This window comes from Halorubrum aethiopicum (assembly GCF_001542905.1).
GTDB lineage: Archaea > Halobacteriota > Halobacteria > Halobacteriales > Haloferacaceae > Halorubrum > Halorubrum aethiopicum.
Map to the genome: position 1 here is coordinate 534,889 of NZ_LOAJ01000001.1, position 14,746 is coordinate 549,634.

The 14,746-nt window shown below is 68.9% G+C and carries 12 protein-coding genes; 10 read left to right on the top strand and 2 right to left on the bottom strand.

Translation table 11 applies throughout. The features are described 5' to 3' along the window. Positions 1-244: 244 nt before the first annotated feature. From pdhA to AXA68_RS15840, 9 genes are all read left to right on the top strand, one after another. Complete coding sequence (pdhA, locus tag AXA68_RS02605; protein WP_066418323.1) at positions 245-1,348, top strand: pyruvate dehydrogenase (acetyl-transferring) E1 component subunit alpha; 1,104 nt, start codon at positions 245-247, stop codon at positions 1,346-1,348. Beyond that, positions 1,349-2,341, top strand: a complete 993-nt coding sequence (locus AXA68_RS02610) for an alpha-ketoacid dehydrogenase subunit beta (RefSeq protein ID WP_066412398.1) — start codon at positions 1,349-1,351, stop codon at positions 2,339-2,341. Then, entirely contained in the window at positions 2,338-3,999 is a 1,662-nt protein-coding gene (locus tag AXA68_RS02615; RefSeq protein ID WP_066412407.1) for a 2-oxo acid dehydrogenase subunit E2, read from the top strand. Before AXA68_RS02610 ends, AXA68_RS02615 begins: the two co-directional genes overlap by 4 nt. After that, positions 3,999-5,426: a dihydrolipoyl dehydrogenase gene (lpdA, locus tag AXA68_RS02620; protein WP_066412410.1), complete on the top strand. Its 1,428-nt coding sequence runs from the start codon at positions 3,999-4,001 to the stop codon at positions 5,424-5,426. Before AXA68_RS02615 ends, lpdA begins: the two co-directional genes overlap by 1 nt. 222 nt (positions 5,427-5,648) lie before the next feature. Continuing rightward, entirely contained in the window at positions 5,649-5,975 is a 327-nt protein-coding gene (locus AXA68_RS02625) for a DUF5783 family protein (protein WP_066412412.1), read from the top strand. A 55-nt stretch (positions 5,976-6,030) separates the two neighbouring features. Further along, a complete protein-coding gene (locus tag AXA68_RS02630) occupies positions 6,031-6,405 on the top strand; it encodes a NifU family protein (RefSeq protein ID WP_066412415.1) in 375 nt (124 codons plus the stop codon). 192 nt (positions 6,406-6,597) lie between these two features. Next, the gene (locus AXA68_RS02635) at positions 6,598-7,017 is read left to right on the top strand and encodes a PPC domain-containing DNA-binding protein (RefSeq protein ID WP_066412417.1); all 420 of its coding nucleotides are present in this window, start codon (positions 6,598-6,600) and stop codon (positions 7,015-7,017) included. Between the two features lie 34 nt (positions 7,018-7,051). Beyond that, on the top strand, positions 7,052-10,621 hold the full coding sequence (locus AXA68_RS02640) for a DNA polymerase II large subunit (RefSeq protein ID WP_066412419.1): 3,570 nt from the start codon (positions 7,052-7,054) through the stop codon (positions 10,619-10,621). Positions 10,622-11,271: 650 nt separating this feature from the next. Then, positions 11,272-11,646 (top strand): winged helix-turn-helix domain-containing protein, encoded by a 375-nt coding sequence (locus tag AXA68_RS15840; RefSeq protein ID WP_080505141.1) that lies wholly within the window; start codon positions 11,272-11,274, stop codon positions 11,644-11,646. A gap of 176 nt (positions 11,647-11,822) precedes the next feature. Here AXA68_RS15840 and AXA68_RS02645 read toward each other — a convergent pair whose 3' ends face one another. Further along, positions 11,823-13,037, bottom strand: a complete 1,215-nt coding sequence (locus tag AXA68_RS02645; protein ID WP_066412422.1) for a DR2241 family protein — start codon at positions 13,035-13,037, stop codon at positions 11,823-11,825. 2 nt (positions 13,038-13,039) lie between these two features. Beyond that, positions 13,040-13,909 carry a CbiX/SirB N-terminal domain-containing protein gene (locus tag AXA68_RS02650; RefSeq protein WP_066412425.1) on the bottom strand — a complete coding sequence of 290 codons (870 nt, stop codon included), beginning with the start codon at positions 13,907-13,909 and terminating at the stop codon, positions 13,040-13,042. A 214-nt stretch (positions 13,910-14,123) separates the two neighbouring features. On the opposite strand from AXA68_RS02650, the gene AXA68_RS02655 reads away from it, so the two are divergent. After that, positions 14,124-14,693 (top strand): DUF7523 family protein, encoded by a 570-nt coding sequence (locus AXA68_RS02655; protein WP_066412428.1) that lies wholly within the window; start codon positions 14,124-14,126, stop codon positions 14,691-14,693. The last annotated feature ends 53 nt before the right edge of the window (positions 14,694-14,746 follow it).

Sequence of the window (14,746 nt, forward strand, 5' to 3'; positions counted from 1 at the left end):
TTCCGCATCCGATCGTCCCGTCGACCCCGAACCATCACGTTCGTTCAGTATATTCACCGAACGCGGCGCTCCGACGAAAGGAGTTCACTTCTGAGCCCGTTTGTCTATACATCATCAGTCAGAATTCGATCGAGTGAACGAACCGTCATCTCATCGGCGGGATTTCTGGCCATCGTAAACCGACTGACGAAAAGGATATTACCCGGGCGTCGGACTGTACTGACATGAAGGGGTGGCTCCGACCGTGAACGTGTTCGACAGGGCGTACGACGACCCGGTTCGCGTCCTCGACGAGGACGGCACGGTCGTCGGCGACGTGCCCGACCTCGAGACGGAGGAACTCGTCGGGATCTACCGCGACATGCGGCTGGCCCGGCACTTCGACGGCCGGGCGGTGAGCCTCCAACGCCAGGGGCGGATGGGGACGTACCCGCCGCTGTCGGGCCAGGAGGGCGCGCAGGTCGGGTCGGCGACCGCGCTCGCCGAGGACGACTGGATCGTCCCCTCCTACCGCGAACACGGCGCGGCGTTCGTCCACGGGCTCCCGCCGGAGCGGACGCTGCTCTACTGGATGGGCCACGGCGACGGCGCGCGCGCGCCGGACGACGTCAACGTCTTCCCGATCGCCGTGCCGATCGCCTCGCACGTCCCCCACGCGGTGGGGGGCGCGTGGGCGTCGAAGCTGCGGGGCGACGACGACGTCTTCGTCTGTTACTTCGGCGACGGCGCGACGAGCGAGGGGGACTTCCACGAGGCCTGTAACTTCGCGGGCGTCTTCGACACCCCGACCGTCCTCTTCTGTAACAACAACCAGTGGGCGATCTCCGTCCCGCGAGAGCGGCAGACGCGGAGCGCGACGCTGGCGCAGAAGGCGGAGGCGTACGGCTTCGACGGCGTCCAGGTCGACGGGATGGACCCGCTCGCGGTGTACGCGGTCACGGAGGCGGCCGTCGAGAAGGCGCGCGACCCGCCGGACGGCCGGCTCCGTCCGACGCTGATCGAGGCGGTCCAGTACCGCTTCGGCGCGCACACCACCGCCGACGACCCCACCGTCTACCGCGACGACGACGAGGTCGAGCGGTGGCGGCGCAAGGACCCGATCCCGCGGCTGGAGCGGTACCTCCGCGACGAGGGGATCCTCGACGACGACCGGGTCGACGCGATCGAAGCCGAGGTCGAGGAGCGCGTCGCCGACGCCATCGAGGCGGCGGAGTCGGCCCCTCGGCCGGAGCCGCGGGCGCTGTTCGAGCACGCCTACGCCGAACTCCCGCCCGAACTGGAGGCACAGTACGCGGAGCTCACGGCGCTCCGCGAGGAGCGCGGCGACGCGGCCTTCCTGGGTGAATAAATGAGCGACACGCAGAACCTCACGCTGGTACAGGCGGTCCGGGACGGGCTCCACGGCGAGCTCCGCGCGGACGACGACGTGGTCGTGATGGGTCAGGACGTCGGGAAGAACGGCGGCGTCTTCCGCGCGACCGAGGGACTGTACGACGAGTTCGGCGGCGACCGCGTCGTCGACACGCCGCTGGCGGAGTCCGCCATCGTCGGCTGCGCGGTCGGGATGGCCGCCATGGGGATGCGGCCGGTCCCCGAGATCCAGTTCTCGGGGTTCATGTACCCCGGCTACGACCAGATCGTCTCGCACATGGCCCGGTTCCGGGCCCGCTCGCGGGGGCGGTTCACGCTGCCGATGACCCTCCGAGCCCCCTACGGCGGCGGGATCCGCGCGCCGGAACACCACTCGGAGTCGAAGGAGGCCTTCTACGCCCACGAGGCGGGGTTGAAGGTCGTGGTCCCCTCTACCCCCTACGACACGAAGGGGCTGCTCGCGGCGTCGATCCGCGATCCCGACCCCGTGATCTTCCTCGAGCCGAAGCTGATCTACCGCGCGTTCCGCGAGGAGGTCCCCGAGGAAGCGTACACCGTCCCGATCGGCGAGGCGGCGACCAGACGCGAGGGCGACGACGTCGCCGTCTTCACCTACGGCGCGATGACCCGGCCCACCCTCGAGGCGGCCGAGACGCTCGCCGAGGAGGGGATCGACTGTGAGGTGCTCGACCTCCGGACGATATCCCCGCTCGACCGGGAGGCGATCGTCGACGCCTTCGAGCGGACCGGCCGCGCGGCGGTCGTCCACGAGGCCCCGAAGACGGCCGGGCTCGCCGCGGAGATCACGGCGATCCTCCAGAAGGAGGCGCTGCTGTACCAGGAGGCCCCGATCGAGCGGATCACCGGGTTCGACGTGCCGTACCCGCTGTACGCGCTCGAGGACTACTACCTCCCGAGCGCGACGCGTATCGAGGAGGGTATCAGGGAGGCCGCGGAGTTCGAGCCATGACGATCGAGGAGTTCCGCCTCCCGGACGTCGGCGAGGGGGTCGCGGAGGGCGAGCTGGTCTCGTGGCTCGTCGCGCCCGGCGACCGCGTCGAGGAGGACCAGCCCGTCGCCGAGGTCGAGACGGACAAGGCGCTCGTCGAGGTCCCCTCCAGCTACGACGGCGTCGTCGAGGAGTTGTTCGTCGCGGAGGGCGATATCGTCCCCGTCGGCGACGTCATCATCTCGTTCCGCGTCGGCGAGGACGACGCGGAGTCGACCGACGCGGAATCGACCGATGCGGAGTCGGCCGACGCGGAATCGACCGACTCGGAGCCTATTCCCGCCCCTGCCGAGAGCGACGAACCGGGTTCCCCGTCGGGTCGCACGTTCGCCCCGCCGTCGGTCCGTCGGCTGGCGCGCGAGCTCGGCGTCGACCTCTCCGCGGTCGACGGGAGCGGTCCCGGCGGCCGGATCTCCGAGCGCGACGTTCGCGAGCACGCCGACTCCGGCGGCCCCGCGGACGACGGAGACGGCGAGGACGCCGCGACCGGCCCGAAGCCGGTCGACATCGGGTCCGGCGACCGGACGTCGGCGGTGAGCAAGCGCGGCTCCGCGGCGGGGACGGACATGACGACCGCGGCGGAACCGGGTTCGGGTCCCGAACCCGCCGGCCGCGATCGGACGCTCGCGACGCCGGCGACCCGGAAGCTGGCGAGCGACCTGGGCGTCAACCTCGACGACGTGCCCACCGGCGAGACGCGCGAGGGCGAGGCGTTCGTCGCGGCGGAGCACGTCCGGGCGTACGCCGAGGCGAGCGCGCGGCCGGACGCCGAGGCCGCGCCGCCCGCCGGCGAGGACGAACCGGGCGTGGAAACGGAGCCGACGCCGGCCGATCCGGCGACCGACGCGCCGACGTCGACCGCGACCACGGCGTCGATCGACGCCGACGCCGGAACGACCGACGGGCCGGGAGAGACGATCCCGTACCGGGGCGTCCGCCGGACGATCGGGAAGCGCATGGCACAGTCGAAGTTCACGGCACCGCACGTCACGCACCACGACACCGCCGAGATCGACGACCTCGTCGCGGCCCGCGAGCGGCTGAAACCGCGGGCGGCGGAGGCGGGAGTGACGCTCACCTACCTGCCGTTCGTGATGAAGGCGGTCCTCGCCGGACTGCGGGAGTACCCGATCCTCAACAGCGAGCTCCGCGAGGAGGACGAGGAGATCCTCCTGAAAGGGGAGTACCACTTCGGCGTCGCGGTGGCGACCGACGCGGGACTGATGGTCCCGGTGGTCGAGGACGTCGACGAGAAGGGGCTCTTCGAGCTGGCCGCCGAAGTGAGCGACCTCGCGTCGCGGGCGCGCGACCGGTCGCTCGCGCCGGAGGAGCTCCGCGGGAGCACGTTCACGCTCACCAACTTCGGCGCGATCGGCGGCGAGTACGCGACGCCGATCATCAACTACCCCGAGACCGCCGTCCTGGGACTCGGCGCGATCGAGAAGCGGCCCGTCGTGCGGGAGTCCGAGGACGGAGCGGGAGAGGAGGTCGTCCCGGCCTCGACGCTGCCGCTGTCGCTGTCGATCGACCACCGGGTCGTCGACGGCGCGGTCGCCGCCGAGTTCGCGAACGTCGTGATGGACCACCTTGAAGAGCCGCTGCTGCTGTTGAACGAGTGATGGTGGTCGGAGACATCTCGACGGGAACGGAGGTACTTGTCATCGGCGCGGGACCCGGCGGCTACGTCGCCGCGATCCGCGCCGCACAGAAGGGGCTCGACGCGACGCTCGTCGAGAAGGACGCCTACGGCGGGGCGTGTCTCAACCGCGGCTGTATCCCCTCGAAGGCGCTCATCACGGCGAGCGGGCTCGCCCACGAGGCGGGCACCGCCGAGGAGATGGGGATCCACGCCGACCCGGCCGTCGACCTCTCGCGCATGATCGAGTGGAAGGAGGGGGTCGTCGACCGGCTCACGGGCGGCGTCGAGAAGCTGTGTAAGGCCAACGGCGTGAACCTGGTCGAGGGGACCGCGCGGTTCGTCGACGACCACACGGTCCGGGTCGCCCACGGCGGCGACGGCCAGGGCTCCGAGTCGATCGAGTTCGAGCACGCGATCGTCGCCACCGGCTCCCGGCCGGTCGAGATCCCCGGCTTCTCGTTCGCCGACGAACACGTCTGGAGCTCCGCCGACGCGCTCGCGGCCGAGAGCGTCCCCGAGCGCCTCGTCGTCGTGGGCGGCGGCTACATCGGGATGGAGCTCGCGACGGTCTACGCGAAGCTCGGTGCCGAGGTCACGGTCGTCGAGATGCTCGAGGACGTCCTCGACCCCTACGAGGACGACGTGAAACGCGTCGTCCGGAAGCGCGCCGAGGAGCTCGGGATCGCGTTCAGCTTCGGCGAGGGCGCGACCGGCTGGTCGGAGGCGAACGACGGCGGCTACCTCGTCCACACGGAGACCGAGGACGGGGAAGAGTCGACGTACCCCGCCGACAGAGTCCTCGTCGCGGTCGGTCGAGAGCCCGTCACCGGCGGGCTCGACCTCGCGAACGCGGGCGTCGAGACCGACGATCGCGGGTTCATCGAGACGGACGACCGGACCCGGAGCGCGGTCGAACACGTCCACGCCGTCGGCGACGTCGCCGGCGAGCCGATGCTCGCGCACGCCGCCTCGAAGGAGGGGATCGTCGCCGCCGAGACGATCGCCGGCGAGCCGGCCGCGCTCGACCAGCAGGCGATCCCCGCCGCCGTCTTCACCGATCCCGAGATCGGAACGGTCGGGATGACCGAGACCGACGCCGAGGACGCCGGCTTCGACGTCGCGGTCGGCGAGATGCCCTTCAACGCCTCCGGCCGCGCGCTGACGACCGGCCACACCGACGGCTTCGTCCGGATCGTCGCCGACGCGGACGAGGGGTTCGTCCTCGGCGCGCAGATCGTCGGTCCGGAGGCCTCGGAACTGATCGCGGAGGTCGGGCTCGCGATCGAGCTCGGCGCGACCCTCGAGGACGTCGCCGCGACCGTTCACACCCATCCGACGCTCTCGGAGGCCGTGATGGAGGCCGCCGAGAACGCCCGCGGACAGGCGATCCACACGCTGAACCGGTAGACCACGTTTCCACTCGGATCCTCCGTTTCCACCCGACGCCGCGAGCGTCGCGAGCGCAGCCTCACGGACGGCTCATTTCTCGTTTTCATATCGCGATATACAATATACGAACGGACAGGATCCGGAACCTTCCGGATCGACGTACGCCGGCAGGTCGGTCGATCGCGTCGCCGGTTCCGGCGGATCGACCGGCTTTTTCCCCGGCAGCCCCTCGCTCTCGGCATGGCCGACGAGTTCGACCCCGAGAAGTTCGAGGACAAGTACGTCCACTACTTCCCCGAGCTCCAGCGGGCGTACAAGAACGCGTTCAACCAGATGAACGAGCGCTACGACTCCGAGCTGATCCACGGGATCGATCAGATGGTGCTCAACGAGTCCGAGCCGATGTACGAGGACGGCGAGTTCCGCGTCGAACTGCCCGAGAACCCCCGCGAGCGGCTCCAAGGCGTCCTCGTCGACGACGAGAAGTTCGAGGCGACGCTCGAGGAGTACGTCGACCGGATCGAGACGGAGCTCTACCGGACGCTCGGCGTCGACGCCCCCGAATAGCCGGGAGATACCCACGAACCAAAGGCATAAGCCGACCGACCGCCAACTCGGGGACATGAGCACGGATACGAGCGACGCGGACAACGACCTCCGCGAGCGGATCACGAACTTCCTGCGGCGGAACTTCCCGCAGATCCAGATGCACGGCGGGAGCGCCGCGATCAGCCACCTCGACCGCGAGAGCGGCGAGGTCCAGATCCAGCTCGGCGGGGCGTGTTCCGGCTGCGGCATCTCCCCGATGACGATCCAGGCGATCAAGTCCCGGATGGTCAAGGAGATCCCCGAGATCGAGACCGTCCACGCCGACACCGGCATGGGCGCGGGCGCCGACGGCGACCTCGGCGGCACCGGCGGGGGCGGCATGTCCCCCTCCTTCCCCGGCGAGACGACCGACGGCGACGACGACGAGGGGCCGCAGGCCCCCTTCTAAACCCGTTTTGAACGGTCTTCTGCCGTCTTTCTGCCGTACGGCCTAGCGGCCGCGTTCTTCGAGATCGCTCGTTCGACCTCGAATCCGTATCGATCGTCTTGATAAATCGTATGTCGCGATATCAAAACGGGATCGTCGCGCTCGTCCCGCCCGACTGAAGGCTTTTTGTCCCGCGGCCCGTCACCGGTTCCTATGCAGTACCGCGAAGTCGAACCGACGGCGGAGTACGTCGCGCGGTTCGAGACGGGGGCCGACTGGCGCGAGGAGATCGAGGACCTCGCCCGCGAGGAGGACGTCGACGCCGGGTGGTTCTCGGCGCTCGGCGCGGTACAGGACGCGGAGGTCTGGTTCTACGACCAGGAGGAGACGGAGTACCGGTCGGTGACCTTCGACGAGCCGCTCGAGGTCGCCGCCTGCGTCGGCAACGTCGCGCTTCTGGAGGGGGACGTGTTCGCGCACACCCACGCCGTGCTGTCGCGGCCGAGCGGGCAGGCGCTCGCCGGCCACCTCGACTCGGCGACCGTCTGGGCGGGCGAGTGTCACCTCCGGTCGTTCGCCGAACCGCTCGAGCGCGAACACGACCCGGTCACCGACCTGGACCTATGGCTCTGAGAGCGGGACCGACCGCACCGACCCGGCGGCCGCGATGAGAGCCGACGACGAGCGCTACTTCGCGCGGCTCGAGGAGCGGCTCGACGAGGCGTTCGAGGTGGCGGAGACGGCGAAGGCACAGGGGAAGGACCCCGAGCCGGAGATCGAGATCCCGGTCGCGCGCGACATGGCCGACCGCGTCGAGAACATCCTCGGGATCGACGGGGTCGCGGAGCGCGTCCGCGAACTCGAAGGCGAGATGTCCCGGGAGGAGGCCGCCCTCGAGCTCGTCACGGACTTCGTCGAGGGGACCGTCGGCGACTACGACTCCCGCGCCGGCAAGATCGAGGGGGCGGTCCGGACCGCCGTCGCCCTGCTCACCGAGGGCGTGGTCGCCGCGCCGATCGAGGGGATCGACCGCGTCGAGCTGTTGGAGAACGACGACGGCACCGAGTTCATCAACGTCTACTACGCGGGACCGATCCGCTCCGCGGGCGGGACCGCACAGGCGCTGTCGGTGCTGGTGGCCGACTACGCGCGGGCGCTTCTGGGGATCGACGAGTACCACGCTCGAACCGAGGAGATCGAGCGGTACGCCGAGGAGATCGCCCTCTACGACCGCGAGACCGGGCTCCAGTACACGCCGAAGGACGAGGAGGCGAAGTTCATCGCGGAGAACATCCCCATCATGCTCGACGGGGAGGCCACCGGCGACGAGGAGGTCTCCGGCTTCCGCGACCTCGAACGGGTCGACACCAACTCCGCGCGCGGCGGGATGTGTCTCGTCGCGGCGGAGGGGATCGCGCTGAAGGCCCCGAAGATCCAGCGGTACACCCGCGACCTGGAGGAGGTCGACTGGCCGTGGCTCCAGGACCTCATCGACGGGACGATCGGGAAGGACGGCGGGGCGGAGGGAGCCGAGGGATCCGATGGCGACGACGCGGGCGGCGGGGACGGCGGCACGGACGACGATGGCGACGAGGCGAGCGGCGACGGCGACGACACGCAGGCCGGGAACAGCGACGACGAGGCCGCCGGACCCCTCCGACCGAAGCCCTCACAGAAGTTCCTGCGTGACCTGATCGCCGGACGCCCCGTGTTCACACACCCCTCTGAGGAGGGCGGGTTCCGGCTCCGGTACGGCCGCGCGAGAAACCACGGGTTCGCGACCGCGGGCGTCCACCCGGCGACGATGCACCTCGTGGACGACTTCCTCGCGACCGGGACGCAGATCAAGACCGAACGGCCGGGGAAGGCCGCGGGCGTCGTCCCCGTCGACTCCATCGAGGGGCCGACGGTGAAGCTCGCGAACGGCGAGGTCCGCCGGATCGACGATCCCGAGGAGGCGCTCGCGGTCCGCAACGGCGTGGAGGAGATCCTCGATCTCGGCGAGTACCTCGTCAACTACGGGGAGTTCGTCGAGAACAACCACCCCCTCGCGCCCGCGTCGTACGTCTACGAGTGGTGGGTTCAGGAGTTCGAGGCCGCGGGCGCGGACGTCCAGGCGCTCGCGGACGACCCCAACGTCGACCTCGAACGCCCGGGGCCCGGAGCGGCGCTCGAGTGGGCGGAGGCGTACGACTGCCCGCTCCACCCCGCCTACACCTACCTCTGGCACGACGTGTCGGTCGCCGACTTCGAGGCGCTCGCGGAGGCGGTCGCCGGCGGCGAGGTCGTCGAGGGGGTGCTGGCGATCGAACACACCGAGCGGGTCGCGCGGTCGCTCGAGACCCTGCTCGTCGAGCACGCCGCCACGCCCGACGCGCTCCGGATCCCGACGTGGCGGCCGCTCGCGCGCTCGCTCGGGGTCGACGACGGGCTGCGGAAGGAGTGGACCCCGGAGGACCTCCCGCGGGAGGCCCGCGAGTGGGACGGCGGCGACGACGCGGTGAAGGCGGTCAACGCGGTCGCGCCCTTCGCGGTCCGCGAGCGCGCGCCGGTCCGGATCGGCAACCGGATGGGCCGCCCGGAGAAGTCGGAGAGCCGCGACCTCTCCCCGGCGGTCCACACGCTGTTCCCGATCAACGAGGCCGGCGGCCCCCAGCGCGACGTGGCGGAGGCGGCCCGGACGATGGACGACCGCGGGCGACGCGGCCGCCACGAACTCGAGGTCGCCGACCGGGCGTGTCCCGACTGCGGCACCCACACCTACCGGTCGGCGTGTCCCGACTGCGGCACCCACACCGAGCCCCACTACGAGTGCGGCGACTGCGGCACCGTCTGTGAGCCCGACGAGGCCGGCCGCGTCGAGTGCCCGCGCTGTGAGTGGGAGGTGACCGCCGCGACCCGCCAGGAGGTCGACCTCAACGACGCCTACCGCTCGGCGCTGGAGTCCGTCGGCGAGCGGGAGTCCGCCTTCGAGATACTGAAGGGGGTCCAGGGGCTCACCTCGACGAACAAGACGCCCGAACCCATCGAGAAGGGGATCCTCCGCGCGAAGAACGGCGTCACCTCGTTCAAGGACGGGACGGTCCGGTACGACATGACCGACCTCCCGGTCACGTCGGTCCGGCCCGAGGAGCTCGACGTCACGGCCGACCACTTCCGGGAGCTGGGCTACGAGACCGACATCGACGGCGACCCGCTCCGTCACGACGACCAGCTCGTCGAGCTCAAGGTCCAGGACGTGGTGCTCTCGGACGGCGCGGCCGAACACATGCTGCGGACCGCCGACTTCGTCGACGACCTCCTCGAGCAGTTCTACGACCTGCCTCGCTTCTACGAGGTCAACGAGCGCGACGACCTCGTCGGCGAGCTCGTGTTCGGGATGGCTCCCCACACGAGCGCCGCTACTGTCGGAAGGGTGATTGGTTTCACCTCGGCCGCGGTCGGATACGCTCATCCGTACTTTCACGCCGCGAAGCGTCGGAACTGCGATGGTGACGAGGATTGCGTGATGCTCCTCATGGACGGTCTTCTCAACTTCTCGAAAACGTTTCTGCCGAACCAGCGTGGCGGGAAGATGGACGCGCCGCTCGTGATGTCCTCGCGGATCGACCCCTCGGAGATCGACGACGAGGCGCACAACATGGACATCGTGCGGCGGTACCCGCTGGAGTTCTACGAGGCGACCCGCGAGATGGCGGATCCGGAGGCGGTCGAGGACCGGATCAAGCTCGGCGAGGACACGCTCGGCACCGACGACGAGTACCGCGGGTTCGACCACACCCACGACACGACGGACATCGCGATGGGGCCGGATCTGTCGGCGTACAAGACGCTCGGCGACATGATGGAGAAGATGGACGCCCAACTCGAACTCGCCCGAAAGGTCCGCGCGGTCGACGAGACCGACGTGGCGGAGCGGGTCATCGAGTACCACTTCCTGCCGGACATCATCGGGAACCTCCGGGCCTTCTCGCGCCAGGAGACGCGGTGTCTCGACTGCGGCGAGAAGTACCGCCGGATGCCGCTCTCGGGCGACTGTCGCGAGTGCGGAGGCCGTGTGAACCTCACCGTCCACGAGGGCTCCGTGAGCAAGTACGTCGACACCGCCATCGAGGTCGCGGAGCGGTTCGGCTGCCGGCCCTACACCAAACAGCGGCTGTACGTGCTCGAGGACGCCCTGGAGTCGATCTTCGAGGACGACACGAACAAGCAGTCGGGCATCGCGGACTTCATGTGAGCGGCCATCATTACTGGTTGGTTATAGATTAATCCGACTCTGTTGAAATCGTTAGAGAGATAGACATTTCCTTTTCCTTACGATCTGTACAGCCTAAGCAACGATCGATCTCCGGAGCAGTGGCGCGCCTCCGAGCGCCCAAGGGGCGCGAGGAGCCCGCGAGGGACGCTGCGAACGAAGTGAGCAGCGAGGCTGGGGAGGCGTGAGGTGCGGGGCTGTGCGGAGCGGGGGGGACCAAAGGGGCAGCCGCGAGGACGAAGCACGGCGACGTAAGCACCGCAGCGAAGGAACGAGTGAAACGAGCGACTGAGCGAGGAGCACAGCGAGCCGCGCGAGTTCTCGTGGCTGGGGCTTTGGAAGAGTTCACCGCTCCAGCAACGATCCCGTTCTGCCCACCTCGATCTCCGTCGAAACACCCGTTCGATAGGCATTCTTCATGAATTCGCTGTTTCAGAAGCGTTTGTGTCCGAAAAATAGAATTTCAACAGAGTCACGAGTCGAGATCTATTGAGAGCTCCTCAAGAGTAACCGGCGGCATGTGCGTGTCCAAGTTTACGACTTTAAATACAAATACGAATTCCTGTTTCGGGAGTTTGATGAGAACATGACTATCAAAAAGAATTAAAATATTGGGATGTGTTGGCATGACCATGTCAGGCAGTCAAAAAACAGAATTACAACGAGATATACTACTGGCGTGGTACCAGAATCCGAATGCAACAAACAAGCAGATCGCCGAAGCTTGTGATTGTAGTGCTTCATACGTTAGTACCGTCAAAAATCGGTTTGACGACTACAACGAATTTGAAGCTATGATGGATCGGCAGGATAGAGAAATGGAACAAATGTTTGGAGAAGACATCTTTGGAGGCAATCATACAGTAAGTGGAGGCTCTTCGGGCCAACCCGGTCTAGCTCAGCAATGGGAAGAGATACCAAACAATGCGCCCGGCCTAATCATCAAAGCCATTGTGTTGATTGCACTTCTATATGCCGCATTTCAATTCATAATGGTTTTAGTGTGAAATTCAGCTCCGAATCTTGATGGATATATTTTTGATTTGAGATCTCATTTCTAGCGATCTCAGCGATAACCAGAAGTATAATAGAAGGATTCGGGCGAAACGGATGATCCGGCATCGCGGACTTCAGGTGAGGTCGCCGCTGCGATCCCAGAGCACTCGTCGCTCTCCGGAATCCCCTACTCGGCGTCGTCCGGGTCGGTCGGCACGCCGCCGAGGTTCCCGTCGTCGTCGAACAGCTTCGCGCGGAGGAACCGCGTCCGGTAGCGGTTCGCGCCCTCCTTCGTGTCGGCCTCACGGATCTCGTCGATCCGGCCGTCCGCGACCGCGTCGACGATCGCCTCGAGCTGGTCCTTCTCGCTCGGAGTGAGCTCGAACTCGTAGGTCCGCGGCTGCTCGCTCTCCAGACGGGTCCACTTGCGGGCGGCGCTCACGACGACCGAGCACGGCTCCCGGCAGGGGAAGACCCCGTCGCCGCCGTCGACGTCGAGGTCGGTGTCGTCGTCGTACTCCCACTCTCGGCGTTTCAGACACTGCGAGTCGTCACAGCAGGCCTCGGCGACCCAGTTCACGTGTTCATGGCCCTCGCCGCGGTCCCAGGTTTGGATCACGCCGTAGATGCCCGACTGCCGCTCCATCGTCTCGCGCCAGTGGTTCACGTCGAGTTCGCCCTCGCGCTCGCGGTGCCAGTTGGCGACCGTGGCCGGATAGATCGTCTCGACCGTCTCGTAGACCACCTTCGGCCCCAGGTCGGGGAAGACCCACCCGGTCCGCAGCGTGGGGGCGGTCTTGAGCGGCCGGTACCGTCCCGTCCCGTCCAGCTTCACGATCTCGCGGGCGTCGAGCGGGTCGTCGTGGGCGGTCAGCTCCTCGCGGGAGACGCCCGCGTCCGCCTCGTGACGCACCTCGTACCGGCGCTCGCCGCGGTCGGTGATCGTGGCCGTGATCCGGAGCTGGCCCCACGCGCGCTCGATCCCTGCCGCGAGCGCGGCGTATCGGGCCTCCACCGTCGCGCCGTCGGCGTCCTCGATCCACCGCAGGAACGCCCGCCGGGGGCCGAATTCGCCGACGACGCGCTCGAAGACGTACCAGTCGGTGACGGCGGCGGCGCGGTCGACGAGCGCCGCGTGGAGGTCGCGCTCGCTCAGGCCCGTCCGGGCGTCGTCGCCGGCGGGGTCGAGGACGTAGGCGGCGTCCTCGTCCGCGGCGTCCCGCCCGACCGCGAACCCCTCGAATCGAAGCCGCTCGTCGGGCGCGAGGTCGGAGAGAGCGTCGAGCACCGCGTCGAACGCGTCGCTCGGGAGGTCGATCTCGGGGACCGTGAGCTCGTCGTCGGTCGTCGCCGTTCCGTCGTCATCGGTCGCGGGAGCGGCGTCGGGGGTCGGTTCCGCCACGGTCAGTCCCCCGCGGCGACGCGAGTGGTCTCACGCACGGCCGCGAGCGCGTCGCCGAGGTCCGCGCCGGCGTCGGCCGCGCGCTCTAAGATCACGTCGGCCATGAGGGGTTCGGTGCCCACCGCGCCCGCGTACCAGATCCGGGTGCCGTCGACCGCGGTCGGCACGTCGTATCCCTCGGTGTGGTCCTCACAGAGCCCCACGTCCTCCGGGATGTCCTCCTGGGTGTGGTAGCCGTCGGCGATGAACAGCGGGACGAGGACGACGTCGTCGCTCTCGAAGTGCTCGGGGAGGTCGTCGACCTCGGGATCCTCGTCCATGTACAGCGCCTTCACCTCGTCGAAGCGGCCGCGCTCTGCGATCCGGTCGGCGTGGTACTCGATCGCCTTCGCCGAGTTCTCGTTGCGCTCGGTGCCGTGCCCGACGACCGCCAGGCCGAACCCTTCGCCCACGTCGGGGTCGCCGGTGACCGACTCCGCGCGGCGCTCGATCACGTCGGTCATCGCGCGGTGGGTTCCCACGGGGCCGCAGTAGTGGACCTCGCGGCCGACGTCCTCGGCGACGAGGGTGGCCTGGTCGGCGGAGAGCCCGTCTGAGTCCCACTCGGAGACGTCCCACCCCTCCAGGCGGAGCTCGCGGGGGATCACCTGCTCGGTGAAGTAGCCCTCGGAGACGAACAGCGGGACGACGTACACCTCGTCGCCCTCGACGGTGCGGAGCACCTCCCGGAAGTGCGGTTCCTCCTTCCAGAAGCCGGTCTTCACCTCGTCGAACGCGCCGGACGCGCGGATCGTGTCGGCGTGGTCGTACGTCGGCGCGCTCGATTCCGGGTTGAGGTGGGAGCCGTGCGCGACGATGACGAGCGACTGCATACCCGATCTGGGGGCGCGCCGCTCTTAGGGACTTCGGAGGCTGCGAGCGCGCGGGAACGCTCGACGAGCGACGGGCACCGGCCGAGCCGGCACGCACCGACCGAAACGGCACGCACCGACCGAAACGGCACGCACCGACCGAAACGGCACGCACCGACCGAAACGGCACGCACCGACCGAAACCGCCATGCCGACCGCACGTGCAGGGAGGGGCATGTCGCTGGCAGCCGACACCCGCGAGGCGGTGCGGGATCACCCCTTCCTGCTCGACGCGCTCCGCGCGGGGGTCCTGAACCACAGCGCGGCCGCCGCGTGGCTTCTCGAGTCGACCGACCTCGACGGCGACGCGGACGCGGTCGCGACCGCGCTCCGCCGGTTCCGCGAGGACCTCCCGGCGTACGCGACCGCCCGGCGCGAGGCGAGCGTCACGATGCGGAGCGGCGTCGGCGTCGTGAGCGACGACGAGTCCGGAGGAGCCGGTGACTCGAGGACCGGCGATCCCCTCCTCCGGGTCGGCGGCGCGGCGGTCGTCCCCGAGGGCTCACACACCGCGCTGCTCGCGACCGGCGAGGTCGACGCCGCCGCGTTGGCCGCCGCGCTCGGCCGGCTCGACGCGGCGGGCGTGGCGGTCGCGGCCGCGGGCGTCGCGGTCGCGGAGAACGGCGAGGTCGCGGGGGACGCCGACGGCTCGCTCGTCGCGGTCGTGGACCGGCGCGACGGCGCGACCGCGCTCCGGGTCGTCGAGGACGTGTTGGCCGCGGTCCCGGGCGACGACGACGAGTGAGTGCGTGATCGATACGTCGCGGATGACGTCGTCAACGCCCCGGTCGTTCGGCC

What these genes read in the sequence shown, in the direction of transcription:
- AXA68_RS02650 (WP_066412425.1), bottom strand. Translation starts at nt 13,909, where the DNA reads ATGCAGTCGCTCGTCATCGTCGCGCACGGCTCCCACCTCAACCCGGAA.
- AXA68_RS02655 (WP_066412428.1), top strand. Translation starts at nt 14,124, where the DNA reads ATGTCGCTGGCAGCCGACACCCGCGAGGCGGTGCGGGATCACCCCTTC.
- AXA68_RS15840 (WP_080505141.1), top strand. Translation starts at nt 11,272, where the DNA reads ATGTCAGGCAGTCAAAAAACAGAATTACAACGAGATATACTACTGGCG.
- AXA68_RS02610 (WP_066412398.1), top strand. Translation starts at nt 1,349, where the DNA reads ATGAGCGACACGCAGAACCTCACGCTGGTACAGGCGGTCCGGGACGGG.
- AXA68_RS02640 (WP_066412419.1), top strand. Translation starts at nt 7,052, where the DNA reads ATGAGAGCCGACGACGAGCGCTACTTCGCGCGGCTCGAGGAGCGGCTC.
- AXA68_RS02625 (WP_066412412.1), top strand. Translation starts at nt 5,649, where the DNA reads ATGGCCGACGAGTTCGACCCCGAGAAGTTCGAGGACAAGTACGTCCAC.
- lpdA (WP_066412410.1), top strand. Translation starts at nt 3,999, where the DNA reads ATGGTGGTCGGAGACATCTCGACGGGAACGGAGGTACTTGTCATCGGC.
- AXA68_RS02630 (WP_066412415.1), top strand. Translation starts at nt 6,031, where the DNA reads ATGAGCACGGATACGAGCGACGCGGACAACGACCTCCGCGAGCGGATC.
- AXA68_RS02615 (WP_066412407.1), top strand. Translation starts at nt 2,338, where the DNA reads ATGACGATCGAGGAGTTCCGCCTCCCGGACGTCGGCGAGGGGGTCGCG.
- AXA68_RS02635 (WP_066412417.1), top strand. Translation starts at nt 6,598, where the DNA reads ATGCAGTACCGCGAAGTCGAACCGACGGCGGAGTACGTCGCGCGGTTC.